The 23,809-nt window shown below is 72.8% G+C and carries 22 protein-coding genes and 1 riboswitch; of the genes, 7 read left to right on the plus strand and 15 right to left on the minus strand.

The genetic code is table 11. The features are described from left to right. Positions 1-17 precede the first annotated feature (17 nt). Positions 18-145, plus strand: a riboswitch (TPP riboswitch). Between the two features lie 88 nt (positions 146-233). The 3 genes from ACIRBY_RS27920 to ACIRBY_RS27930 are packed head-to-tail and all read left to right on the plus strand — an operon-like array spanning position 234 to position 4,029. Next, entirely contained in the window at positions 234-1,334 is a 1,101-nt protein-coding gene (locus tag ACIRBY_RS27920) for a thiamine ABC transporter substrate binding subunit (RefSeq protein WP_403905407.1), read from the plus strand. Next, on the plus strand, positions 1,310-3,007 hold the full coding sequence (locus tag ACIRBY_RS27925; protein ID WP_403905410.1) for an ABC transporter permease: 1,698 nt from the start codon (positions 1,310-1,312) through the stop codon (positions 3,005-3,007). Before ACIRBY_RS27920 ends, ACIRBY_RS27925 begins: the two co-directional genes overlap by 25 nt. After that, on the plus strand, positions 3,007-4,029 hold the full coding sequence (locus tag ACIRBY_RS27930) for an ABC transporter ATP-binding protein (RefSeq protein WP_403905413.1): 1,023 nt from the start codon (positions 3,007-3,009) through the stop codon (positions 4,027-4,029). Before ACIRBY_RS27925 ends, ACIRBY_RS27930 begins: the two co-directional genes overlap by 1 nt. A 22-nt stretch (positions 4,030-4,051) precedes the next feature. On the opposite strand, the gene ACIRBY_RS27935 is transcribed toward ACIRBY_RS27930, so the two are convergent. The 9 genes from ACIRBY_RS27935 to ACIRBY_RS27975 form a co-directional block, all read right to left on the minus strand. Then, complete coding sequence (locus ACIRBY_RS27935; RefSeq protein ID WP_403905416.1) at positions 4,052-5,302, minus strand: cytochrome P450; 1,251 nt, start codon at positions 5,300-5,302, stop codon at positions 4,052-4,054. 15 nt (positions 5,303-5,317) lie between these two features. Then, on the minus strand, positions 5,318-6,712 hold the full coding sequence (locus ACIRBY_RS27940; protein ID WP_403905419.1) for an NAD(P)/FAD-dependent oxidoreductase: 1,395 nt from the start codon (positions 6,710-6,712) through the stop codon (positions 5,318-5,320). Then, complete coding sequence (locus ACIRBY_RS27945) at positions 6,702-6,932, minus strand: ferredoxin (protein ID WP_042813422.1); 231 nt, start codon at positions 6,930-6,932, stop codon at positions 6,702-6,704. Before ACIRBY_RS27945 ends, ACIRBY_RS27940 begins: the two co-directional genes overlap by 11 nt. Before the next feature lie 121 nt (positions 6,933-7,053). Further along, positions 7,054-7,671, minus strand: coding sequence for a hypothetical protein (locus ACIRBY_RS27950; RefSeq protein ID WP_403905422.1), 618 nt, complete (start codon positions 7,669-7,671; stop codon positions 7,054-7,056). A gap of 80 nt (positions 7,672-7,751) precedes the next feature. After that, positions 7,752-8,657 (minus strand): hypothetical protein, encoded by a 906-nt coding sequence (locus ACIRBY_RS27955; protein ID WP_403905425.1) that lies wholly within the window; start codon positions 8,655-8,657, stop codon positions 7,752-7,754. Positions 8,658-8,811: 154 nt separating this feature from the next. Beyond that, positions 8,812-9,888 carry a hypothetical protein gene (locus ACIRBY_RS27960; RefSeq protein ID WP_403905428.1) on the minus strand — a complete coding sequence of 359 codons (1,077 nt, stop codon included), beginning with the start codon at positions 9,886-9,888 and terminating at the stop codon, positions 8,812-8,814. Beyond that, complete coding sequence (locus tag ACIRBY_RS27965; RefSeq protein WP_403905431.1) at positions 9,870-10,625, minus strand: ABC transporter ATP-binding protein; 756 nt, start codon at positions 10,623-10,625, stop codon at positions 9,870-9,872. Before ACIRBY_RS27965 ends, ACIRBY_RS27960 begins: the two co-directional genes overlap by 19 nt. Positions 10,626-10,799: 174 nt before the next feature. Then, on the minus strand, positions 10,800-12,161 hold the full coding sequence (locus ACIRBY_RS27970; RefSeq protein WP_390688972.1) for an aspartate aminotransferase family protein: 1,362 nt from the start codon (positions 12,159-12,161) through the stop codon (positions 10,800-10,802). A gap of 3 nt (positions 12,162-12,164) precedes the next feature. Next, positions 12,165-12,668, minus strand: a complete 504-nt coding sequence (locus tag ACIRBY_RS27975) for an Lrp/AsnC family transcriptional regulator (protein ID WP_042814156.1) — start codon at positions 12,666-12,668, stop codon at positions 12,165-12,167. A 169-nt stretch (positions 12,669-12,837) separates the two neighbouring features. On the opposite strand from ACIRBY_RS27975, the gene ACIRBY_RS27980 reads away from it, so the two are divergent. The 3 genes from ACIRBY_RS27980 (at position 12,838) to ACIRBY_RS27990 (ending at position 16,173) form a co-directional block, all read left to right on the plus strand. After that, the gene (locus ACIRBY_RS27980; RefSeq protein WP_403905435.1) at positions 12,838-14,277 is read left to right on the plus strand and encodes a gamma-aminobutyraldehyde dehydrogenase; all 1,440 of its coding nucleotides are present in this window, start codon (positions 12,838-12,840) and stop codon (positions 14,275-14,277) included. Positions 14,278-14,407: 130 nt separating this feature from the next. Then, complete coding sequence (locus tag ACIRBY_RS27985; RefSeq protein WP_403905438.1) at positions 14,408-15,586, plus strand: spermidine/putrescine ABC transporter substrate-binding protein; 1,179 nt, start codon at positions 14,408-14,410, stop codon at positions 15,584-15,586. A gap of 77 nt (positions 15,587-15,663) precedes the next feature. After that, entirely contained in the window at positions 15,664-16,173 is a 510-nt protein-coding gene (locus ACIRBY_RS27990; RefSeq protein WP_403905440.1) for a hypothetical protein, read from the plus strand. On the opposite strand, the gene ACIRBY_RS27995 is transcribed toward ACIRBY_RS27990, so the two are convergent. From ACIRBY_RS27995 to ACIRBY_RS28015, 5 genes are all read right to left on the minus strand, one after another. Next, the gene (locus ACIRBY_RS27995) at positions 16,140-17,339 is read right to left on the minus strand and encodes a serine hydrolase domain-containing protein (protein ID WP_403905443.1); all 1,200 of its coding nucleotides are present in this window, start codon (positions 17,337-17,339) and stop codon (positions 16,140-16,142) included. The two genes, ACIRBY_RS27990 and ACIRBY_RS27995, sit on opposite strands and share 34 nt — an antisense overlap. Before the next feature lie 150 nt (positions 17,340-17,489). Continuing rightward, a complete protein-coding gene (locus ACIRBY_RS28000) occupies positions 17,490-18,191 on the minus strand; it encodes a response regulator (RefSeq protein ID WP_403905446.1) in 702 nt (233 codons plus the stop codon). Beyond that, positions 18,188-19,360, minus strand: a complete 1,173-nt coding sequence (locus ACIRBY_RS28005; RefSeq protein ID WP_403905449.1) for a sensor histidine kinase — start codon at positions 19,358-19,360, stop codon at positions 18,188-18,190. Before ACIRBY_RS28005 ends, ACIRBY_RS28000 begins: the two co-directional genes overlap by 4 nt. Beyond that, positions 19,357-20,046, minus strand: a complete 690-nt coding sequence (locus tag ACIRBY_RS28010) for a glycerophosphodiester phosphodiesterase (protein ID WP_403905453.1) — start codon at positions 20,044-20,046, stop codon at positions 19,357-19,359. The genes ACIRBY_RS28005 and ACIRBY_RS28010 overlap by 4 nt, the downstream gene beginning before the upstream one ends. 36 nt (positions 20,047-20,082) lie before the next feature. Then, positions 20,083-21,108 (minus strand): adenosine deaminase, encoded by a 1,026-nt coding sequence (locus ACIRBY_RS28015; protein ID WP_403905455.1) that lies wholly within the window; start codon positions 21,106-21,108, stop codon positions 20,083-20,085. A gap of 245 nt (positions 21,109-21,353) precedes the next feature. Between ACIRBY_RS28015 and ACIRBY_RS28020 the strand changes: the two genes are divergently transcribed. Next, positions 21,354-21,944 (plus strand): DUF4190 domain-containing protein, encoded by a 591-nt coding sequence (locus ACIRBY_RS28020; RefSeq protein ID WP_403905458.1) that lies wholly within the window; start codon positions 21,354-21,356, stop codon positions 21,942-21,944. Positions 21,945-22,075: 131 nt separating this feature from the next. On the opposite strand, the gene ACIRBY_RS28025 is transcribed toward ACIRBY_RS28020, so the two are convergent. After that, positions 22,076-23,662: a TROVE domain-containing protein gene (locus ACIRBY_RS28025; protein WP_403905461.1), complete on the minus strand. Its 1,587-nt coding sequence runs from the start codon at positions 23,660-23,662 to the stop codon at positions 22,076-22,078. Positions 23,663-23,809 lie beyond the last annotated feature (147 nt).

Below are 23,809 nucleotides of genomic sequence, written 5' to 3' on the forward strand. Positions count from 1 at the left end.
GGCCCGCGTACATCTGCATATTCCGACAGGGGAGCGCCACAGCGCTGAGAGTGCGGCAACACGTTTTCGGATCGAGCACCGTGGCCGCAGACCCTCTGAACCTCGCCCAGGTCATTCTGGGTAGGAAGTTCGGTCACCACCTCAAGCTGTTGCGCCCTGCCCGGGCGCCCGCTCCATCCGAGCGCCCGGGCGGGGCCGCGTCTTCTCCTGGTCATACCCAGGAGGAATGAACCGTGAGCACCACCAAGAAGATCGCGGGTGCGGCGCTGGCCGCGGCCCTCGGTGTCGGCACGCTCGCCGCGTGCGGCGGGGGCGCCAAGAACGAGGAGGGGGCCGCCGCGAGCGGGGCCCCGAAGTCCAAGACGATCACGCTCGTCTCCCACGACTCCTTCGTCGTGTCCGAACCGGTCCTCAAGGAGTTCGAGCAGCAGAGCGGCTACACCGTCAAGGTGCTGAAGTCCGGTGACGCCGGCGCCGCCCTCAACCAGGAGATCCTCACCAAGGGCTCCCCGCGCGGCGACGTCTTCTTCGGCGTCGACAACACGCTCCTCTCCCGCGCCCTCGACAACGGGATCTTCACCCCGTACGAGGCCAAGGGCCTGGCCGGGGTCAAGCCCGAGTACCTCCTCGACCCGCAGCACCGGGTCACGCCGGTCGACTCCGGCGACATCTGCGTCAACTACGACAAGGCCTACTTCGCCGACAAGAAGATCGCCCCGCCGCAGACGCTGGACGACCTGCTCAAGCCGGAGTACAAGAACCTGCTCGTCACCGAGAACGCCGCGACCTCCTCGCCCGGCCTCGGCTTCCTGCTCGCCTCCGTCGGCAAGTACGGCGAGGACGGCTGGAAGGACTACTGGAGCAAGCTCAAGGCCAACGGCGTCGAGGTCGTCGACGGCTGGGAGCAGGCCTACAACGAGCGGTTCTCCGGCTCCGCGGGCGGCAAGAAGGCCAAGGGCGACCGCCCGCTGGTCGTCTCCTACGCCTCCAGCCCGCCGGTCGAGGTCCTCTACGGCGACCCCCAGCCGGCCGAGGCCCCCACGGGCGTGGCCACCGGCACCTGCTTCCGCCAGGTCGAGTTCGCGGGCCTGTTGAAGGGCGCGAAGAACGAGGAGGGCGGCAAGGCCCTCATCGACTTCCTGATCGGCAAGAAGTTCCAGGAGGACATGCCGCTCCAGATGTTCGTGAACCCGGTGGTCAAGGACGCGAAGCTGCCGGAGGTGTTCACCAAGCACGGCGTGGTGGTCGAGAAGCCGGAGAACGTGGCCCCCGAGACCATCGCGAAGAACCGTGACCAGTGGGTCAAGGCATGGTCCTCGATCGTCGTGAAGTAGTCCGCGACGGCTCCCCGAAGGAGGGCGGGCGGGCCACCGCCGTCAGGCTGGCCCTGATGGCCGTGCCGCTCGCCTTCTTCGGGCTGTTCTTCGCGTACCCCGTCGCCGCGATCGTCGGCCGCGGGTTCAGGACGGACGCGGGCTGGGAGTTCGGCCGGATCGGCGAGGTGCTCTCCCAGCCCGACATCGCCGGCGTGCTCTGGTTCACCACCTGGCAGGCGCTCGCCTCGACCGTGCTCACCCTGCTCGTCGCGCTCCCGGGCGCGTACGTGTTCGCACGCTTCTCCTTCCCCGGCAAACAGCTGCTGCGCGCCCTGGTCACGGTCCCCTTCGTGCTGCCGACCGTGGTCGTCGGCACGGCCTTCCTGGCACTGGTCGGTCGCAACGGGCTGCTCGACGAGATGTGGGGCGTCCGGCTGGACACCACCGTCTGGGCGATCCTGCTCGCGCACGTCTTCTTCAACTACGCCGTCGTCGTCCGGACGGTCGGCGGGCTGTGGGCCCAGCTGGACCCGCGCCAGGAGGAGGCCGCCCGGGTGCTGGGCGCCGGGCGGTTCACGGCCTGGCGGCGGGTGACCCTGCCCGCGCTCGCGCCGTCGGTGGCCGCCGCCGCGCTGATGGTGTTCCTGTTCACCTTCAGCTCCTTCGGCGTCGTCCAGATCCTGGGCGGCCCCTCGTACGCCACGCTGGAGGTCGAGGTCTACCGGCAGACGGCGCAGCTGCTGGACCTGTCGACGGCCGCGGTGCTGACGCTGGTCCAGTTCGCCGCCGTCGGGATCATCCTCGGCGTGCACGCCTGGACCGTGCGCCGGCGGGAGACGGCGCTGCGGCTCGTCGACCCGTCGCGCACCGCGCACCCGCCGCGCGGCTGGGCGCAGCGCGGGCTGCTGGGCGGGGTGCTGCTGACGGTGGCGCTGCTGATCGTGGCCCCGCTCGCCGTGCTGGTGGAGCGGTCCCTGGACGCGCCCGGCGGGTACGGGTTCGGGTTCTACCGGGCGCTCCAGGAGAGCGGTTCCGGGGGCGGAACGTTTCTGGTGCCGCCGCTGGAGGCCATCTGGAACTCCCTCCAGTACGCGCTCGCCGCCACGGCCATCGCCCTGGCCGTCGGCGGTCTCGCGGCCGCGGCGCTGGCCCGGCGTGCCGGCCGCTTCGTCCGGGGCTTCGACGCGCTGCTGATGCTGCCCCTCGGCGTGTCCGCCGTGACGGTGGGCTTCGGGTTCCTGATCACCCTGGACGAGCCGCCGCTGGACCTGCGCACCTCCTGGATCCTGGTGCCGCTGGCCCAGGCCCTGGTCGGGGTGCCGTTCGTCGTGCGGACCATGCTGCCGGTGCTGCGCGCGGTCGACGGCAGGCTGCGGGAGGCGGCGGCCGTGCTCGGAGCGTCGCCGCTGCGGGTGTGGCGCGAGGTGGACCTGCCGCTGGTGCGGCGGGCGGTCCTGATCGCGGCGGGCTTCGCCTTCGCGGTCTCGCTGGGCGAGTTCGGCGCGACGGTGTTCATCGCCCGGCCGGACCGTCCGACGCTGCCGGTGGCCGTGGCCCGGCTGCTGGGGCGGGCCGGCGGGATGAACTACGGGCAGGCCATGGCCCTGAGCACGATTCTGATGCTGGTGTGCGCGGTGTCCCTGCTGGTGCTGGAGCGACTGCGACCCGACAAGACCTCGGGAGAGTTCTGATGACCCTGCTGCGCCTCGAAGGGGTGACGGTGCGCTTCGGCGACCGCGCGGTCGTGGACGCGGTGGACCTGGAGGTCGCCGAGCACGAGACCGTCTGCGTGCTCGGGCCCAGCGGCAGCGGCAAGTCCACCCTGCTGCGGGTGGTGGCCGGGCTCCAGCCGCCCTCCGCCGGGCGCGTGCTGCTCGACGGCGCCGACCAGGCCGGGGTGCCGGTGCACCGGAGGGGGGTCGGCCTGATGTTCCAGGACCACCAGCTCTTCCCGCACCGGGACGTCGGCGCGAACGTCGCCTTCGGCCTGCGCGTGCGGGGCTCCGCGAGGGCGGAGCGGGGCGAGCGGGTCGCGCGGCTGCTGGACCTGGTCGGGCTCCCCGGGGCCCAGGGCCGGGCCGTGGCCTCGCTGTCGGGCGGTGAGCAGCAGCGCGTGGCCCTGGCCCGGGCGCTGGCCCCCTCGCCGAGGCTGCTCATGCTGGACGAGCCGCTGGGCCAGCTCGACCGGGGGCTGCGCGAGCGGCTGGTGGTGGAGCTCCAGGGGCTGTTCTCCCGGCTGGGGACCACCGTGCTGGCCGTCACCCACGACCAGGGCGAGGCCTTCGCGCTGGCCGACCGGGTGGTGGTGATGCGGGACGGCCGGATCGCCCAGGCGGGCACCCCGCTGGAGGTGTGGCAGCGGCCGGCCTCGGAGTTCGTGGCACGGTTCCTCGGCTTCGAGAACGTGGTCCCGGCCACCGTCTGCGGGGGCGCGGCCGCGACCCCGTGGGGGAAGGTCCCCGTACCGGCCGGCTCGCCCGAGGGCGAGCACCGGCTGCTGGTCCGGCCGGCCGGGGTGGTGCCGGCCGCGGCCGGGCTGGACTGCGTGGTGGAGTCCCGTACCTTCCGGGGCACGCACGTGGCGCTGCTGCTCCGGCCCGCGTCGGGCCCCGCACTGGAGGCGGAGTGCGCCCTCGCCACCGCGCCGGCCGCGGGGGACCGGGTCGCGGTGGCCTTCACGCCCTCCGAGGTGGTCGTCCTCCCCTCGGCCTAGGGACGCCCCCGCGCGGGGAGGCCTAGGCGGCGCGGATGCCGTCGCAGGCGATCGGCAGGTGGCGCGGGCCGCGCAGGACCGCGTTCTGCCGGTAGGGCGGGGGGTCCTCCAGCAGCCGCGGGTTCTCCAGCCTGCGGGCCAGCTCGCTCAGGGCCAGCGCGGCCTCCAGCCGGGCCAGCGGCGCCCCGAAGCAGCTGTGGATGCCGCTGCCCAGGCCCAGGTGCTGGACGTCCTTGCGGTCGGGGTCGAAGCGGTCCGGGTCCTCGAACCGCTTCGGGTCGCGGTTCCCCGAGGCGAGGACCAGCCAGAGCGAGGAGCCCTTGGGGATGGTCACCCCCGCCACCTCGATGTCGGCCAGCGTGCTGCGCTGCGGCAGCAGCTGCACCGGGGGCTCGTAGCGCAGCAGCTCCTCCACCATCGGCACGGCCAGGTTCGGTTCGGAGCGCAGCCGGTCCAGGTGCTCCGGCTGGCGCAGGAGGGTGAGCATCCCGTTCGTGATCAGGTTGACGGTGGTCTCGTGCCCGGCGATCAGCAGCAGGGCCGCCGTGCTGAGCACCTCCATCGTGCTCATGGTGCCGTCCGGTCCCTGCCCGGTCGCCAGCTCCGAGAGCATGTCCCCGGTCGGGTTCTTGCGCCGCTCCTCGATCAGCCCGGCCAGGTACATGCCGAGCTCCATCCGGGAGTCCTGCGTCTTCTTCATCCGTTCGGCGGGGTCCGCGTCCGGATCGGGGTCCAGGCTCGCGGCGAGGGTGTCGGCCCAGACGTGGAAGCGGGCCTCGTCCTCGGGCGGCACGCCCAGCAGCCGGCAGATCACCGTCACGGGGAAGGGGTAGGAGAACTCCTCGACCAGGTCGATCCGGCCCGGGTCGCCCTTCTCGGCGATCGTGTCGATCAGCCCGGTCACGATGCCGCCCAGCTCGCCGCGCATCTGCTCGACCCGGCGCGGGGAGTGCGGCGGTCCGAAGGGGCGGTTGGTCATCCGGCGCAGCCGGTCGTGGTCGGGCGGGTCCAGCTTCAGGAAGGACGGCGGCAGCACCCCTCCCTCGTCCTCGTCGGCCTCGTTCAGCGGGTCGCCGGCCGTCGTCGCCAGGTTGCGGGCGTCGGAGCTGATCCGCGGGTCGTGCAGGAGGCCCTTGATCTCGTGGTAGGTGCTGACGACGTACGGGCCTTCCCCGTCGTGGAACACCGGGTTCTTGCGGAGCTCCTCGTACAGCGGGTACGGGTTGGCACGGCTGGAGTAGTCGAGGATCTGCCGCAGGATGCCTTGGGTCATGAGAGGTCCTCGTGCTCAGTTGTGCGCCGGTGTGAAGGTCATGCGCCGGTCGGCCGGGGAGTAGCCGCTCAGGGTGATGGTCGGGCCGTGCGTGGGCACCGAGGGGTCGGGGAAGTCCGCGGGGATGGGACGTTCGCCCTCGGGCCTGCGGTCCACCGTCGGGAAGGGCGGCGGGAACGGCGCGGTCTGTTCGATCTGCTGCTCGTAGAAGTCCAGCCAGCGGCACTGGTCGAAGGTGACGGCCCCGATGACGCGGCCCTGGTACCCGTAGACGCCGACGAAGCGGCGCTCGGCGCGCGATCCCTGGGTGATCACGATCTCGGTCCCCATCGAGGGGACCCCGACCGACTTGATGCTGACGCCGAACTGGGAGGACCAGAACGCCGGGACCCACATGTGGGGCCGGCGGTCGGCGCTCCTGCTGAGCATGTTGTGCGCGGCGGTCTCCGCCTGGGCCACGGCGTTGCCCCAGTGCTCCAGCGACAGGAACTGGTAGCCGAAGAGGGCGTGCGGGGAGCGGGCGACGTCGCCGGCCACGTAGATGTCGTCGGTGACGATGCCCCGGACGTCGAAGGCCCGGCAGCCCGCGTCGCAGGCGATGCCGCGCGGACCCGCGCCGAGTCCGGACCCGGCGAGCCACTCGGTGTTGCGCTGGGCGCCGAGGGAGACGACCACCACCTCCGCCTCCAGCGTGGTGCCGTCGGAGAGGTGTGCGGACCGGACCCGGCCGGAGGAGTCGCCCTCCAGGCCCGTGACCATGATCCCGGTGCGCAGGTCGACGCCGTTCTCGCGGTGCATGTCGGCCGCGACCGCTCCGACCACCCCGCCGAGCGCGCCGACCAGTGGCGCGTCGCCGCGTTCGGCCACGGTGACGGCGAGCCCGCGCTCCCGGCACGCGGAGGCGATCTCGGAGCCCGTGAACCCGGCCCCGATCACCAGCACCCGGCCCGGCCCGGCCGCGAGGGCGCGCTCCAGGGCGGCCGCGTCGCCCCGGGTGCGCAGGACGAAGACCCCGTCGAGGGCGGCCTCGTCGGGCTTGGGCCAGGGCCGGGCCCGCACACCGGTGGCGATCAGCAGCCGGTCGTACTCCACCTCGTCCCCGTCGGCCAGCCGGACCCGTTGGGCCGCCATGTCCAGGCCGGCGGCGGGCACCCCGAGGCGCCACTTCGCGTCGATGTCCCGGCGGCGGGGCAGGGCCGTCCCGTCGGCGGTGGCCATGCCCAGCAGGACCTGCTTGGACAGGGGAGGGCGGTCGTACGGCTCGTGGGGCTCGTCGCCGATCATCGTCAGCGAACCGGCGAAGCCCTTCTCGCGCATGGTCTCGGCGGCCCGCAGGCCGGCCAGGGAAGCGCCCACGACCACGATGCGGCCCTCGCGCTTGAGCTGCTCCAGGCCTCCGTCACCGTTCACCGTCGGCCTCCGGAGTGTTGAGGGATCCGTTGACCGCGTCCAGGAGGATGGCCCGGACCGGGCAGGCGTGGGCGGCGCGCACGACGTTGTCGTGCTGGTCGTCGGGGGCCTGCGGGTTGTAGAGCAGCGCCTCGTCGCCGTGCATGGCGAAGACGTCGGGCGCGAGGAACGCGCACTGCGCGTACCCCTGACAGCGGTTCAGGTCGACGACGAGCCTCATGAGGCATCAGCCTTTCCGTGCCCTGATGACCCCCACTCCCCCGAGGCCCCCGCCACCCCTCCAGCATGCGTGAGGAACGCCTCCGCCGCCTGCCGGACCGCAGCGGCGGCGAACGGGCAGGTCAGTGCGGTCGGCGGAGGTTGACGCGGAGGACGTGGAGGCTGACGGCCAGCACCCAGAGCGGGAAGACCAGCTCGATCCACGGCAGCCCCGACCCGGTGACCAGCAGGACCAGCCCGGCGGCGAAGCCGAGCAGGACCAGCGGGCGGGGGAAGACCCCGAGCCGGCGGGCGATGGTCGAGGTCGAGAAGGCGAACACGGCCGCCATGCGCATCGCGTAGGTGCTCAGCACGGTGTACGCGAAGGGCCGGCCGAAGGCGGTCGGCGACCCGGCTTCCTGGAGCACGGTCCCGGCGGCCGCGGCGGCCACGAAGAGCGTGGCGATGAAGACGTACCCGCTGCCCAGGAAGACGGTGGCGACGAACCGGTCCTCGCCCTCGCCGGCGTGCGCGCGCAGCGCCCCCATGAACCACAGGAAGAAGATCCCGGCGAACGGGACGATCTCCAGCGCCAGGCGGACCGCCCAGCGCAGGTCCGGGGCGACCGCGGCCTCGGCCGGGTTCCCCGAGGGGATGGCGATCCGCATGAGCACGATCGCGGCCCCGAGCAGCAGGGAGAAGACGACACCGGCCGTCCCGGCGGCGCGGGGCGTGCGCATCCGCGTGGTGGGGGAGTCCATGCCTTCAGCAGGCACCGGCCGCCGGGGCGCCGCCACCCCGGGGACCCGTGGGGGTGAACCGGCGCCGCGGCCGGGCCGGCTCAGCCGACGGGCTCGGGGACCGGCTCCTCCTCCGGCGCCGCGGCCCCGTCGTGGTTGCCGTACCAGGCCACCGCGACCGCGCCGGCCACCGCCAGCACGAAGCCGGCGACGGCCAGCCAGGCCAGCCCCGGCCGGGAGGCGTCACCGAGCCACAGGACGCCGATCGCGCCCGGCAGCACCGTCTCGCCGACGACCAGGGCGGCGGTGGCGCCGTTCACCGAGCCGATCTGGAGGGCGACGGTGTGCAGGTACATGCCGCCGACGCCGGCCACGAGGATCGCGTACAGCGCGGGGTCGGTGAGCAGCGCGCCCAGGTCGAAGGGGTCGACGCCGTCCAGGATGCGCACGCCCACGCCCAGCGCGCCGAAGGCCAGGCCCGACAGCAGGCCCGCCAGGATCGCGGCCCGCGCGCCCAGGAACCGGACGGCCGCCGTGCCGCCGACGATGATCAGCAGGGTCACCGCCAGCAGCCACCAGTGGGTGGCCGTCGGCGCGTGGTGGTCGCCCTCGTGGCCCGCGGCGGTCGCGAGCAGCACCAGCGCCGCGCAGACGACCCCGATCGAGGTCCACTCCTTGCGGGAGAGGCGGATCCCCAGCATCTTCACGCTCAGCACGGCGGTGATCACCAGGTTGGCGCTGATCACCGTCTGCGACAGGAACAGGGGCAGCAGGCGGGCCGCCAGCGCGCCCAGTCCGAAGCCCACGAAGTCCAGGATCGTGCCGACGATGAACTCCCAGGTCATCGCCGCCTTGGCGGTGGAGGTCAGGTTCGGTCCGCCGCGCGCGGTCACCCCGGCGGCGGCCGGCGACGTCCGCGCGGCACGGCGCGAGCCGACGGCTTGCAGGACGGAGCCCGTCCCGTAGCAGATGGACGCCGCGACAGCGGTCAGCAGGCCTATGAGCACAGAGGGCTCCGTTCAACGTCTGGCAGGTAAGGCGGTACCTCTGCCAGACGTCGGAACGGGCCGCGGAGTTGCCTGTGCAAGAGAGTTCGTTGACCGGTTCTTTGCCCGTGCCCGTGCCCGGCGGTCCGGGGCGACGGGGCCGCCCCGGACCCCCTCAGCGGGCCAGGGCCAGCGACGTCAGCTGCGCCACGCCCCAGACGAGCGGTACGCACCCGGCGAGCAGCGCGGCGGCCCGCAGGCCGACGGCCGTACGGAGCACCGTGCCCGGGGTGCCCAGGTCGAGCAGCGCCGCCCGTGCCGCACCGCGGGCCTGCCGGGACTCGACCGCGGCGGTGAGCAGCGAGGCGGCCGCGCACAGGGCGACGAGCACGGCGGCCGGGACGGTCAGCGGCCCCAGCGGGGGCGCGGCCGCGCCGGGACGGTTCGGGGCGAGGAAGGTGAGGGCGGCCGCGCCGACGGCGCACAGCACCCCGAGCGGCCGGCCCAGCCGGGAGGCCTCCTCCTGGAGGGTCCGTCCGGCGAGCAGCCGCAGCGCGCCCGGGCGGACGGCCTGGACCAGGGTCCCGCAGGCGTAGGCCAGGCCGGGTCCGGCCAGGGCGAGGCCGAGCGCGATCAGCGCCGCGGCGGCCGGGGTCGCCGGGCCGTCCGGACGGGCGTACGCCAGGAGCGCGAGCCCGCACGCGGCGAGCGCCACCCCCCAGGGCACGCCCGACTGGGGGGCCGGCCCGGAGCGCCGGGGGCGCAGGGCCAGGGCGGTCGCGGCGGAGGCCGTCAGGGGGAGCAGGGCCAGCAGGGTGAGCGCGGCGGCCACCGGCAGCGGCCGGCCGGCGTGCAGCAGCCGGGCCCCGGCCCCGTCGAAGGGCAGCCCGGTGAGGTCGCCCCGCAGGTGCAGGAACGCGGCGAGGGCGAGGGCGCCGCCCAGGGAGCAGGCGAGGGCGGTGGAGACGGCGGCGGCCAGCGCCAGCCGTACGGGTCCCAGCCCGACGGCGTCGAGCCCCTCGCGGGGCCGGGTGGCCGGGTCGGTCCGGGCCACGGCGACGGCGAACTGGACGGTGGCGGCCAGCGGCACCAGCGCCCACAGCAGCCGGGGCAGCGAACCCTCGGCCCGGGCCTCGGCGTCCGCGAGGACGTACAGCAGCAGGAAGCCGCTGGCGGCGCAGGCGGCCGCGACCAGCAGCCTGCGCAGCTGGACCAGGGGCCGGGAGCCGCGGGCTAGGCGGAGAGAGAGCACGCGGCCTGGTCCTCCGTGGTCCCGGGGGAGGCGGCGGCCGCGGCTGCGGCGGCCGGGCGGCCGTCGACCAGGGCCAGGCCCCGGTCGGCCGCGGCCGCGGACTCCTCGTCGTGGGTGGCGAGCACCACCGTGATCGCGTGCGAGCGCGCGGCGGTGGTGAGCGTACGCAGCAGCTGCGCGCGCTCGGCGAGGTGCAGCGGGGCCGTCGGCTCGTCGGCGAAGAGCACGTCGGGCTCCCCGACCAGCGCGCGGGCGAGGGCGACCCGCTGGGACTCGGCGCGGTTGAGGGCGCCGGGGCGCTTGCCGGCGAAGGCGCCGATGTCGAGGCGCTCCAGCCATTCGTGGGCGGCGGCCCGGGCGGCCCGGTGCGGGGCGCCGGTGATCAGCAGGGGCAGGGCCGCGTTCTCCCAGACCTTGAGCTCGGGCAGCAGCTGCGGCTCCGGCCCGATCCAGGCGAACCGGGCGCGGAACAGCCGTTCCCGGGCCGGGGCGCCGAGGGTGTGCACGGGGGCGCCGTCGAACCAGACCTCGCCCTGGTCGGGCACCAGCCGTCCGGCCAGACAGCGCAGCAGGGTCGTCTTGCCGCTGCCGCGCGGGCCGGTCACGGCGACGATCTCGCCCCGCCGGACTCCGGCGCCGACGCCGATCAGGCCGGGGGACCCGCTGTGGGAGTAGTGAAGGGACCGCGCCCAGAGGACGTCGTCGTCTGGCGGGGCACTGTCCGGTGGAGCCACCATGGCGTACACCTCCGTCCGGGGGAACGAAGCGGAGCCGCTTCGGTCACTGGCCCGCACTGAGATGGAAGGTGACGAACCCCCCGGACGGCGACAGCACACGGCCCGGACCCCCGTGTTCTCACTCGAACAGGGGATCCGGGCCGTGTGGTTCGGACTAGCGCGGCACCTGCCTGGTTACAGCTTGGTCCAGGCCTCGGTGAGCACGTTGCGCAGGATGCCCTCGATCTCGTCGAAGGTGCCCTGGTCCGCGATCAGCGGCGGCGCCAGCTGGATGACCGGGTCGCCGCGGTCGTCGGCCCGGCAGTACAGGCCGTTGTCGAAGAGCGCCTTGGAGAGGAAGCCGTAGAGCACGCGCTCGGTCTCCTCGTCCGTGAAGGACTCCTTGGTGACCTTGTCCTTGACGAGCTCGATGCCGTAGAAGAAGCCGTTGCCGCGCACGTCGCCGACGATCGGGAGGTCGTGCAGCTTCTGCAGGGTGCTGAAGAAGTTGCCCTCCTGGTCCAGCACGTGCTGGTTCAGGCCTTCCTTGTCGAAGATGTCGAGGTTGGCGAGGGCCACCGCGGAGGACACGGGGTGTCCGCCGAAGGTGTAGCCGTGCAGGAAGGTGTTGTCGCCCTTGTAGAAGGGCTCCGCGATGCGGTCCGAGACGATGCAGGCGCCGATCGGGGAGTAGCCCGAGGTCATGCCCTTGGCGCAGGTGATCATGTCCGGCACGTAGCCGAACTTGTCACAGGCGAACATCGTGCCGAGGCGGCCGAAGGCGCAGATCGTCTCGTCGGAGACGAGCAGCACGTCGTAGGTGTCGCAGATCTCGCGCACCCGCTGGAAGTACCCGGGCGGGGGCGGGAAGCAGCCGCCGGCGTTCTGCACGGGCTCCAGGAAGACGGCCGCGACGGTGTCGGGGCCCTCGAAGAGGATCTGCTGCTCGATCTGGTCGGCGCACCAGCGGCCGAAGGCCTCGGGGTCGTCGCCGTGGATCGGGGCGCGGTAGATGTTGGTGTTCGGCACCTTGTGCGCGCCGGGGACCAGCGGCTCGAAGGGGGCCTTCAGGGCCGGCAGGCCGGTGATGGACAGGGCGCCCTGCGGGGTGCCGTGGTAGGCGACCGCACGCGAGATGACCTTGTACTTGGTGTGCTTGCCCTGCAGCTTGTAGTACTGCTTGGCGAGCTTCCAGGCGGTCTCGACCGCCTCGCCGCCGCCGGTGGTGAAGAAGACCTTGTTCAGGTCGCCGGGGGCGTAGCCGGCGAGGCGCTCGGCGAGCTCCACGGCCTTGGGGTGCGCGTACGACCACACGGGGAAGAACGCGAGCTCCTGGGCCTGCTTGTAGGCGACCTCGGCCAGTTCCTTGCGGCCGTGACCGGCGTTGACCACGAACAGTCCGGCGAGACCGTCCAGGTAGCGCTTGCCCTTGTCGTCGAAGATGTAGGTGCCCTCACCCCGCACGATGGTGGGGACGGGCGCGTTCTCGTACGACGACATGCGGGTGAAGTGCATCCACAGGTGGTCGTACGCGGTTTTGGAGAGGTCCTGGCTCACGGGCTATCGAGTTCCCCACATGTAGGTCTGCTTCTTGAGCTTCAGGTAAACGAAGCTCTCGGTTGATCGCACGCCGGGGAGCGTGCGGATCTTCTTGTTGATCGTTTCGAGCAGGTGGTCGTCGTCCTCGCAGACGATCTCCACCATCAGGTCGAACGACCCGGCGGTCATCACGACGTATTCGCACTCGGCCATGGCGGTCAGGGCGTCGGCCACCGGATCGAGGTCTCCCTCGACGTTGATGCCGACCATGGCCTGGCGCCGCAGACCCACGGTGAGCGGGTCGGTGACGGCGACGATCTGCATGACGCCCTGGTCGAGCAGCTTCTGCACGCGTTGGCGCACAGCCGCCTCGGAGAGGCCGACGGCCTTGCCGATCGACGCGTAGGGGCGCCGGCCGTCTTCCTGCAGTTGCTCGATGATCGCCAGGGACACAGCATCGACCGAAGGGGACGGTTGTCTGTTCCTGGAATCTGCGCTTCGACTGACCACGACGCCACTGTGCACGAGGAGTCGTCCGTTCCGCAACCCGTAATCGATGAAATCCGTTGTGGAAGGTCTTCCAAGAAACGGATTTCGTAGTTGGCCGGGTCTGGCTCTGTCGAAAGCGTTGCCCGAGGGGCTACTCTTGGGACTTGTCTCAACCGTTGGACATGTGATCAGGAGAGTGGCTGTAGTGACCACCGAACTGCGTCGTCTGCGCAACTACATCGGCGGGGAGTTCAAGGACGCCGCCGACGGGCGCACCACCGAGGTGGTCAACCCGGCCACCGGCGAGGTCTACGCGACCGCCCCGCTGTCCGGCCAGGCCGATGTGGACGCCGCCATGGCCGCCGCCGCTGCCGCCTTCCCCGGCTGGCGCGACACCACCCCCTCCGAGCGTCAGAAGGCCCTCCTCAAGATCGCGGACGCCTTCGAGGCGCGCGCGGAGGAGCTGGTCGCCGCCGAGTCGGAGAACACCGGCAAGCCCCTGGCCCTGACGGCCAGCGAGGAGCTGCCCCCGATGGTGGACCAGATCCGCTTCTTCGCGGGTGCCGCGCGCCTGCTCGAGGGCCGCTCGGCCGGCGAGTACATGGACGGGATGACCTCGATCATCCGCCGTGAGCCGGTCGGCGTGTGCGCCCAGGTCGCGCCGTGGAACTACCCGATGATGATGGCCGTGTGGAAGTTCGCCCCGGCGATCGCCGCGGGCAACACGGTCGTCCTGAAGCCCTCCGACACCACCCCGGCCTCCACGGTGCTGATGGCGGAGATCATCGACTCGATCCTGCCCAAGGGCGTCTTCAACGTCGTCTGCGGCGACCGCGAGACCGGCAAGGCCATGGTCGAGCACTCCACCCCGGCGATGGCCTCCATCACCGGCTCGGTGCGCGCCGGCATGCAGGTCGCCGAGAGCGCCTCGAAGGACGTCAAGCGCGTCCACCTGGAGCTCGGCGGCAAGGCGCCGGTCGTGGTATTCGAGGACGCCGACCTGGCCAAGGCCGTCGAGGACATCGCCGTCGCCGGCTACTTCAACGCCGGCCAGGACTGCACCGCCGCCACCCGCGTGCTCGTGCACGAGTCGATCCACGACGAGTTCGTGGCCGCGCTCGCCAAGGCCGCCGCGGAGACCAAGACCGGCCGGCCGGACGACGAGGACGTGCTCTACGGCCCGCTCAACAACCCGAACCAGCTCAAGCAGGTCGCGGGCTTCATCGAGCGCCTCCCCGCCCACGCCAAGGTCGAGGCGGGCGGCCACCAGGTCGGCGAGAAGGGCTACTTCTACGCCCCGACCGTGGTCTCGGGCCTGAAGCAGGACGACGAGATCATCCAGAACGAGGTCTTCGGCCCCGTCATCACCGTCCAGTCCTTCTCGGACGAGTCCCAGGCGCTGGAGTACGCGAACGGCGTCGAGTTCGCCCTCGCCTCCTCCGTGTGGACCAAGGACCACGGCCGCGCGATGCGGATGTCCAAGAACCTCGACTTCGGCTGCGTGTGGATCAACACCCACATCCCGCTCGTCGCCGAGATGCCCCACGGCGGCTTCAAGAAGTCCGGCTACGGCAAGGACCTCTCCGCCTACGGCTTCGAGGACTACACCCGCATCAAGCACGTGATGACCTCGCTCGACGGCTGAACCGGCCCGGCGGCCCGCTGACCGGCGCACGCGGTTCCACCGCGCACTGATCACCGCAGGCCAACGAAGGGGCGGGTGGTAGACAAGTTGTCTATTGCCCGCCCCTTCCGCGTTGGCCGAGGCTGGGCCCATGCCAGAACTCCCCTTCTCCCGCCGCGCGGCGCTGCGCGGCCTCGGCGCCGCGGGCCTGCTCGCCGCCCTCACCGGCTGCGGTGTTCCCGCCGCCTACGTCCCGGAGGACCGCAGGCAGGGCCAGGACCTCTCGGAACGGGAGCGGAGCCTCGCCTTCTCCAACTGGCCGATGTACATCGACACCGACGACCAGGACGAGGAGAGCCGGCCGACGCTGGAGGCCTTCTCGAAGAAGACCGGCATCGAGGTCCGGTACACCGAGGAGATCAACGACAACGACGAGTTCTTCGGCAAGGTCAGCCCGGCCCTGATGAACCGCCAGGCGACCGGCCACGACCTCGTGGTGGTCAGCGACTGGATGGCCGCCCGCTTCGTCCACCTGGGCTGGGCCCAGAAGATGGACCGCCCGGCGCAGGCCAACGTGGCCCGGCACCTCGACCCGCAGCTGCGTTCCCCCGCCTTCGACCGGGGCCGGCTGCACACCGTCCCCTGGCAGTCCGGGATCACCGGCATCGCCTACAACCGCAAGGCCCTGGGCCGGGAGATCAAGTCCGTGAAGGACCTGTGGCACCCGGACCTCGCGGGCAAGGTCACCCTCTTCTCCGGCCTCGACGAGTCCTTCGCGCTGCTGATGCAGGGCAACGGCACCGACACCACCCGCTGGACCGAATCCGACTTCCACCGGATGTGCGACCAGGTCGAGAGCATGGTGAAGAAGAAGCACATCCGCCGCTTCACCGGCAACGACTACACCTCCGACCTCGGCAAGGGCGACGTCCTGGCCTGCCAGGCCTACTCGGGCGACGCCATCCAGCTGAAGGCCGACAACCCCGACATCGAGTTCGTCGTCCCCGAGGAGGGGGCCGAGCTGTGGGCGGAGAGCCTGCTCATCCCCAACCTCGCGCGCCACAAGGCCAATGCGGAGGCGCTGGTCGACTACTACTACGACCCGGCGGTGGCGGCGGAGCTGGCCGCGGCGGTCAACTACGTCTGCCCGGTCCCCGCCGCCCGCGAGGTCCTGGCCGCCTCCCCGGACAAGGCCACTGCCGAACTGGCCGAGAACCCGCTGATCTTCCCGGATGAGGGGATGCGCAAGCGCCTGGTCGTGGCCCGCGACATCTCCTCGGCCGAACGCCGCACCTTCGCCCAGCGCTGGAACTCCATCGTCGGACTGTGACCACGATCTCGCGACAGGGCTGAACATGTTCAGAAAATCTGCTGAACGTGTTCAGTTCTGCGGGTAGGCTCCCTGCCATGAGCGAGAGAAACGCCCTCCGGCGGCGGATCCGTGCCTGGCTTGCGCTGTTCCTGGTCTGCCTGGTCCTCAGCGGACTCACCGCCTTCCCCCTGGTCACCGAACTCCACTGGCTCAACGCGCTGGTGTCCGACGGCTGGCTGCGCCGGGTGGGAGCCGGTCTGGACCGGGCCGACGCCGAGTACCCCTTCCTCCTCTACGGCAACGACTGGCTCGCCTTCGCCCACCTGGTGATCGCGGTGTTCTTCTACGGGGTCCACCGCGACCCGGTCCGCAACCTCTGGATCGTCGAAGCCGGGATGGTCGCCTGTGCCGGCATCCTCCCGCTGGCCCTGATCTGCGGGCCGATCCGAGGACTGCCCTTCGGGTGGACGCTGATCGACATGTCGTTCGGCGTCTTCGGGATCCTCCCCCTCCTCGTGCTGCGCCGCCTGATCAAGCGGCTGGAGGCCCTCCAGGAAGCGGACGGGCCTGGCTACTTGGCGAAGGCCGCGCCGATGATCCCGTAGGCCACCGCGTTCATGTCCCGGCCCTTGGCGTCGGTGGAGTTCACCGAGTAGACCAGGGTGCGCGACAGATCGCGGGTGCCGCCGATGACCGTGCTGTAGCCGTAGCGGGAACCGGTCTTGCCGTAGAGCTTCGTGCCGTCCGGGAGGACGAACTCCTTCAGGCCGGCCGTCTGAACCGCGCGCCCGCCGGTCGTGCTCTCGGCGTCCGGCACGTCGGGGACGGTGAACATCTCCTCCAGCTGCGCCCTCGGCACCACCCGGCCGCCGAACAGCGCCGTCGTGAACCGCTCCAGGTCCGCCGTCGTCGACAGCAGGTCCCCCGCCGCCCAGTTGGACGAGGAGTTCCAGTCCGACACGTCGACCAGCGAACGGCTGCCGTCCGGCTGCCGCACCGCCTGGTAGCCGTGGTTGTACGGGCCCGGTATGCGGTTCTGGGTGCGGGACGGGAACGAGGTGTGGCGCAGGCCCAGCGGCTTGACGATCCGGTCCCCGACGGCCTTCTCGTACGTCGTCCCCGTCAGCTTCTCGATCAGCACGCCCAGCACCGTGTAGTGGATGTTGCTGTACCGCTGCTTCTCCCCGGGCCTGAACTCCGGCCCCTTGGCCACCGCGTTGGCGATGAGCGCGTGCGGGTCGACCAGGTCGAAGCGGTGGGCGTACTCGTCCTCGAAGGCGTCGCCCGGGCCGTCGGCCGACTGCAGGCCGCTCGTGTAGTCCAGCAGCTGCCGCACCTTCACCGGCTCGAAGCCGGGCAGCAGCCCCGGCAGGTAGTCCTGCACCGGCCGCTCCAGGTCCACCCGGCCCTCGGCGGCCAGCTGGAGCACCACCGCCGCCGTGAAGGTCTTGGTCACCGACCCGGCCCGGAAGCGGGCGTCCTCCATCGCCGCCCGCCCGCTGCGGACGTCCGCGACACCGGCGCTGCCGCGCCAGCTGCCGCTCGTACCGCCCACCCGGACCAGCGCGGCCGTCGCGTCCTTGTTCTGCGGTCCGACCCCCTCGATCGCCTTCCGCAGCGCCGCCGCGTCCGGCGCGGTGGTGAAGACGGGCGCCGCGACCCGCGCCGAAACCGGCGCCTGCGCCGGAGCGGCCTGGGCGGCGGCCACCGGACCGGCGGCGATGCCCAGGACCACGGCGGCGGCGACGAGCGTGCGCGTGCGTGCCTTCATGACGGTTCCCCCTGTGTACGAGCCGAGCGGCCGACTGCCCCCCGATGACCTCAATGCTGCAGGTCGCAGGGGTCCTCGCGGATCACCATCGAGAGGGGTCTTCAGCAGTACGACAACTCGCCCGCGCGGGGGAGTCGACCCCCCACCCCCTCACTCCCCGGAGGGAGGTACCCGAGAGGGGTCCGCCGAGCCGGCCGCGATCAGCCCCGTCTCGTACGCGCAGATCACCGCCTGGATCCGGTCCCGCAGCCCCAGCTTCGCGAGCACGTTCCCCACGTGCGACTTCACCGTGTGCTCGCTCACCACCAGCGCCGCCGCGATCTCCGCGTTCGACAGCCCCCGCCCCAGGTGCAGCAGGGTCTCCCGCTCCCGGGCCGTCAGCACCTCCAGCCGCTCGGCCGCCAGGGCGGGAGGGGACGCCGGCCGGGCCGTCGCCGCCGTGTACTCCGCGATCAGCCGCCGCGCCACCGAGGGCGCCAGCAGCGACTCGCCCGCCGCCACCACCCGCACCGCGTGCACCAGGTCGTCCCGCCGCACGTCCTTCAACAGGAACCCGCTCGCCCCCGCGTGCAGCGCCTCGTACACGTACTCGTCCGAGTCGAAGGTCGTCAGCATCACCGTCCGGCACGCACTGCGCGCCGAGATCGCCCGGCAGGCCTCGATCCCGTCCAGCACCGGCATCCGCACGTCCAGCAGCGCCACGTCCGGGGAGAGCCGCTCCACCGCCGACACCGCCGCCGCACCGTCCCCGACCTCGGCCACGACCTCGATGTCCTCCTGGACGTCCAGGATCATCGCGAACCCGCTGCGCACCAGCTCCTGGTCGTCGGCCACCACCACACGGATCGTCACGTCCCCACCTCCAGCGGCGAGGTTACAAGCACGGTGAAGCCGCGCCCGTCCGCACCCGGACCGGTCCACGCCGTCCCGCCGTGCGCCGCGGCCCGCTCCCGGATCCCGATCAGCCCGTGCCCGCCCGCGGCGCCGCCGGACGGCCCCCGGCCGTCGTCCGTGACCCGTACCGCCAGCTCCCGGGCCCCGTACTCCAGCCGGACGTCCACCGCCGAGGCCCCCGCGTGCTTCACCACGTTGGTCAGCGCCTCCTGCACCACCCGGTGCACCGTCGCCTCCAGCGCGGCCGGCAGCTCGCGCACCTCGCCCGTCCGCGCGTACGACACCGCCAGCCCGCTCGCCCGCACCCGGTCCACCAGCGCGGGCAGTCCGCCGATCCCCGGCTGCGGAGCGCGCGGAGCCGGCTCCTGCTCCCGCAGCACGCCCAGCATCGTGCGCAGCTGCGCCATCGCGTCCCGCCCCGTCTCGGCGATCGCCTCGAAGGCCGCCTCCGCCCGCTCCGGGGCCCGGCGCACCGCCACCGGACCGGCCTCCGCCTGGACGACCATGATGCTGACGGCGTGCGAGAGGATGTCGTGCATCTCCCGTGCGATGCGCGCCCGTTCGCGCGCCGCCGCCTGCTCCGCCTCGATCCGGTTGGCCCGCTCCAGCTGCGCCGCCCGGTCCAGGGCCGCCGCCGTGTACGCCAGCCGCGTGGCCTGGAGCCGTCCGAGCACGAAGGCCGCCGCGAACACGAACAGCGCGAACAGCAGCTCCCTGGCCGTACCGGTGTTGAGCCCGACCGACACCGCGATCACCACGACCAGGGCCGCCGCCACGGCCAGCCGCACCCGCTGCGGCCGCAGCAGGGCGATCGAGTAGACGCAGACCAGCCCCGCGTACGGCAGCGGCTGTCCGGGACCGTCCAGCCCCAGCTGGTACACCGAACCGGCCGCGACCACCCCGAGGAGCGCCGTGACGGGCGCCCGGCGCCGCCACACCAGCGGCACGTTGCCGAGCGTCGTCATCAGGTACGCCGTCCAGGTGGCCGGCGAGTCCGCCGGGTCCCGGGGCACCACGAAGGGGATCGTCGTCGCCACCTGCACCAGCAGCGTCAGCCCCGCGTCCTGCAGGCGCGGGCCCGCCCGCAGGACGAGCCCGCGCAGCCGCTCGCCGAGCCCGCCCGTCACCGCCCGAGCTCGGCCCGTACGGCGGCCAGCGCGTCCAGCCTGTTCGTGGTGACGGAGTCCGCCCCGGCCCGCAGCAGGGCGCGCATCGACCGCTTGGTGTCCGCCGTCCAGGCGGACACCATCAGCCCGTCCCGGTGCAGGGCGTCGGTGAGTTCCCGGGTGACCAGCCCGAAGCGGTAGTTCAGCCAGCGCGGCGAGACCGCGTCGACCAGCACCCGGCGCGGCGGCGACAGCGTGGTCCAGGTCAGCGCGATCTCGGCGCCCGGGTCGGCGGCGCGGACCGCCAGCATGGTGTTCGGGCCCCCGCAGTAGTACGTGCGGTCGCGGGCCCCGCACTCGCGCACCAGGTCGACCACGGTCCGTACGGCCTCCGCAGCCGCCCCCGGCAGGTCGATCATCAGCCGGCCGTCCCCGGGCTCCGCCAGCGCCTCGCGCAGGGTGGGGACCCCGCCCCCGCAGAGCTCCTTCAACTGCGGTGCCGTGACGGCGTCGAGGCGCACGTCGTGGCCCCACAGCCGCTCCAGTGTCTCGTCGTGGAGCAGGACCGGCACTCCGTCGCGGGTCAGCCGCACGTCGATCTCCACCGCGTCGGCCCCGCGCGCGAACGCGGAGCCGACGGAGGGGAGGGTGTTCTCACGGATTCGGTAGGGATCGCCGCGGTGGCCGACGGCAGTCAGGGTGCTCATGCCCCCATTCTCGGGGGCCGGAGCGATCAAGGGGAGTCAGCGGGCGAGCCATTCGGCGGTGTACGCGTCGATCTCCTCGGTCAGCCGCGCCTTGCCGGCCGGGTCGAGGAAGGAGGCCTCGACGGCGTTCTTCGCCAGCTGCGCGAGTCCGCGCTCGTCGAGGTCGAGGAGCCGGGCGGCCACCGCGTACTCGTTGTTGAGGTCGGAGCCGAACATCGGCGGGTCGTCGCTGTTGATGGTGACGAGCACGCCCGCCCGCACCATCTCCTTGACCGGGTGCCGGTCGAGGTCGGTCACGGCGCGGGTCGCGATGTTGGAGGTCGGGCAGACCTCCAGGGCGATGCGGTGCTCGGCCAGGTAGGCCAGCAGCTCAGGGTCCTGCGTGGAGCTGGTGCCGTGGCCGATGCGCTCGGCGCCCAGTTCGCGGATGGCGTCCCAGACGGTCTCCGGGCCCGTCGTCTCGCCCGCGTGCGGCACGCTGTGCAGGCCGGCCGCCCGGGCCCGGTCGAAGTACGGCTTGAACTGCGGGCGCGGCACGCCGATCTCCGGGCCGCCCAGACCGAAGGAGACCAGTCCCTCGGGGCGCAGGTCGACGGCGAGGCGGGCGGTCTCGGCGGCGGCCTCCAGGCCGGCCTCGCCCGGGATGTCGAAGCACCAGCGCAGGATGACGCCGAGCTCGGACTCGGCGGCCTTGCGGGCCTCCTCGATGGCCTCCATGAAGGCGTGCTCGTCGATGCCGCGGCGGGTGGACGAGTAGGGGGTGATGGTCAGTTCGGCGTAGCGGATGTTCTGCCGGGCCATGTCGCGGGCGACCTCGAAGGTCAGCGTGCGCACGTCGTCGGGGGTGCGGACCAGGTCGACGACCGACAGGTAGACCTCGATGAAGTGGGCGAAGTCGGTGAAGGTGAAGTAGTCGGCCAGCGCCTCGGGGTCGGTGGGGACCTTCGAGTCCGGGTGGCGGGAGGCGAGTTCGGCCACGATGCGGGGGGACGCCGAACCGACGTGGTGGACGTGGAGTTCGGCCTTGGGCAGCCCCGCGATGAAGGGGTGCAGGTCGGGCATGGGGGCCTCCGGTGGGACGCTGGTGCGGGCAGGTCTGCTTCATCGTAGGCAGGCCCGGCGCTGTCGGTGGCAGCGCTTAGCATGGCTGTACGAGAGGGGGGTGCCGTATGACCGACCAGAGCCCTGAGCCGAGGGACCCGTGGGCGCCGCCCGAAAGGCCGGCGGCCCCGGTGGGCGGCGGCCCGAAGCCGGCCCCCGGTACCCCGGGCGCGCCGTCCGTGCACGACCAGCCGACGTTCGTGGGGATGCCGGGACCCGACGGGACGCCGCCGGTGGCCGCGCACCCGCCGATACCCGGCGGTCCCGCACCGACGCCCGCGCCTCCGGCGGCTCCCGCGCCCGGCGCCGCGTACGGCTACCCGGCCCCGGGCGGCTACGGACAGCCCGGCCCGGCCGCGCCCCAGCCCCCGCAGCCCGTGTACGGCTACCCGGGCCCGGGCCTCCAGGGCCCCCCGGGATACCCCGGCTACCCGCCCGCGCCCGGCTACCCGGGCCACACCGGCTACCAGCCGTACGGCCTGGGCCCCAGCAACGGCTTCGGCGTCACCGCGCTGGTCCTCGGCATCCTCGCGGTCGCCGGCTGCATCACCAGCTTCTTCGCGATCGCGCTGGGCATCGCCGCGGTGGTCTTCGGCGTCCTCGGCCGCGGCAAGGCGAACCGGGGCGAGGCCACCAACGGCGGCGTCGCCCTCGCCGGCATCATCCTGGGCGCGATCGGCATCGTGCTGGGCGCCCTGCTCGTGGCGGTCATCTTCGCCGGGTTCATGGCGGACACCCTGAACGAGACCCCGGGCGGCGACTCGCACTCGAACACGCAGGTCCGCGAGCGGGTCTGAGCCCTCGGAACCGCCGACCCGCCGGACCGCGGACACGGCGGAGGGCCGGCCGCGGGCATCCGACGCCCGCGGCCGGCCCTCCGCCGTCCACCGCCCTACCGCGCCCACGGCCAGTCGGCGTCTCCGCCGCCCTACCGCGCCCACGGCCAGTCGGCGTCCCGGCCGCCCTCCAGCAGGGAGACCATCCGGAACGCCGCGTCCGTGAGCCCGCCGAAGGTGTGACGGTTCCCCGCCCCGGACGGTGCGTGGCCCACCCGGTACCCGGCCAGGTTCCAGGTGTAGACGGGGACCCGCTCGGGCACCAGCGCCGTCGGGTCGCCGCCGTAGTGGTAGGTCGCCTGCTCGTCCGTGACGATCAGGACCCGGTCGTGGCCCCGGTAGTGCCGGCGCACCGCCTCCGCGGTGTTGGTCCCGCCGAGGCTCTCGAACCGCTCCAGCACCTTGAGCACCGACTCGCCCCGCCGGTACGCGACCTCCTTGCTGCCGGTGCCGAACTGCACCAGGTCCGCCCGCTCGGCCCGCAGCGCCAGCGCCGCGCCGAAGACGGCCGCCGCGTCGGCCCGGTTGAGCTGCGAGCGGGCCGACAGCGGCGACCACATCGACCCGGAGCGGTCGACCAGGATCAGCGTCCGCCCGGACAGCTGCGGCACGTTGCCCAGCGAGTGCCCGAGGGCCTTCTCCAGCGGGTACGACCAGCGCAGCGAGGGCGCGTGCTGGTACGCGGCCAGGTAGCGGAAGGGGAACTGCCGCGACCGGGCGACCGACTCGGGATCGGAGACCTTCGCCGCGACCTGCTCCGCGACCGCGTCCGACACCCCGGCCTGGTCGAAGTTGCGCAGGTTCCGCACCAGGGCCATCGCGCCCATGGACGGGATGACCGCCTCCCACGCCGCCGCGTCCATCGGCCCCTGGAGCCAGCCGGCCAGTGCCTCCCAGGTCATGCCCGCCCCGGCGAGCCGCTCGGCGCCGTCCTTCGCGGTGACCACGGCCCGGCGCCGCTCGACCGGGAGCTCCATCAGCTCCCGGTGGGCGGTCAGGGTGCGGTTGCCGGCCGGGACCTCGGCGGTCTCCGGGTGGTGGCGCCGGTCGAGGGCGTACCGGAACAGCTCGCCCTGCCAGGGCTTCGCCGGGTCGGGCGAGGCGTGCACCAGGTTCAGGACGTCGCCGAAGCGGTAGCCCTTGGACGCGGTGTCGTACTTCAGGAGCGAGGTACCGGAGTAGAGCCGGCGCACGGCGTCGGCGATGCCGCGCTTCACGGGCTTGGGCACGTTCCGCCCGTACGCCGCCGTCCAGTAGGCCAGCAGTTCGCCGGGCTCGTCGGCGCGCAGCAGTACGGAGTCCACGACCTGCCGGTTGGACGGCCCGTCCGCGGCGCCGGCGTCGAGGCGCGCCCTGACGTACTCGGCGGCGCCGACGAGGGAGGCCGTCCGCATGCCGCCGTCGCGGCGCAGCCAGCGCAGCAGGCCGGCGGTCCACTCCGGGTCCTCGACGGCGAGTCGGCGCACCAGTGCGGCGAAGCGGTCGTCGCGTTCCCCGCCGGACTCGTAGGCGGTGTCCTGCGTGACGAAGTTGGCCACGGCCAGCAGGAACAGCTCGGAGCGGTCGTCGCGGACGAAGCCGGGGCTGCCGTGGTGGTTGGCGGCGCGCCGGCCCGTGGAGCGCACGGGCGAGGCGGGCGCGGCCGTGGTCCCGGACGTGCGCAGGTTGAAGCGGGCCATGTGAATCCCCCCGAATTCAGGACGAAGAGCGGGGGAGGCGTGCCGGGTGGGGGATGCCCGAGATCGGAGTCGGAGACGGTGCTTGTGCCCGGCGAGCCACCAAGCTGCTCCACCGGCCGTCGCCCTCGCGGGTGTCGGGCCGGGTGG

This window comes from Streptomyces sp. NPDC096136 (assembly GCF_044763325.1).
Taxonomy (GTDB): domain Bacteria; phylum Actinomycetota; class Actinomycetes; order Streptomycetales; family Streptomycetaceae; genus Streptomyces.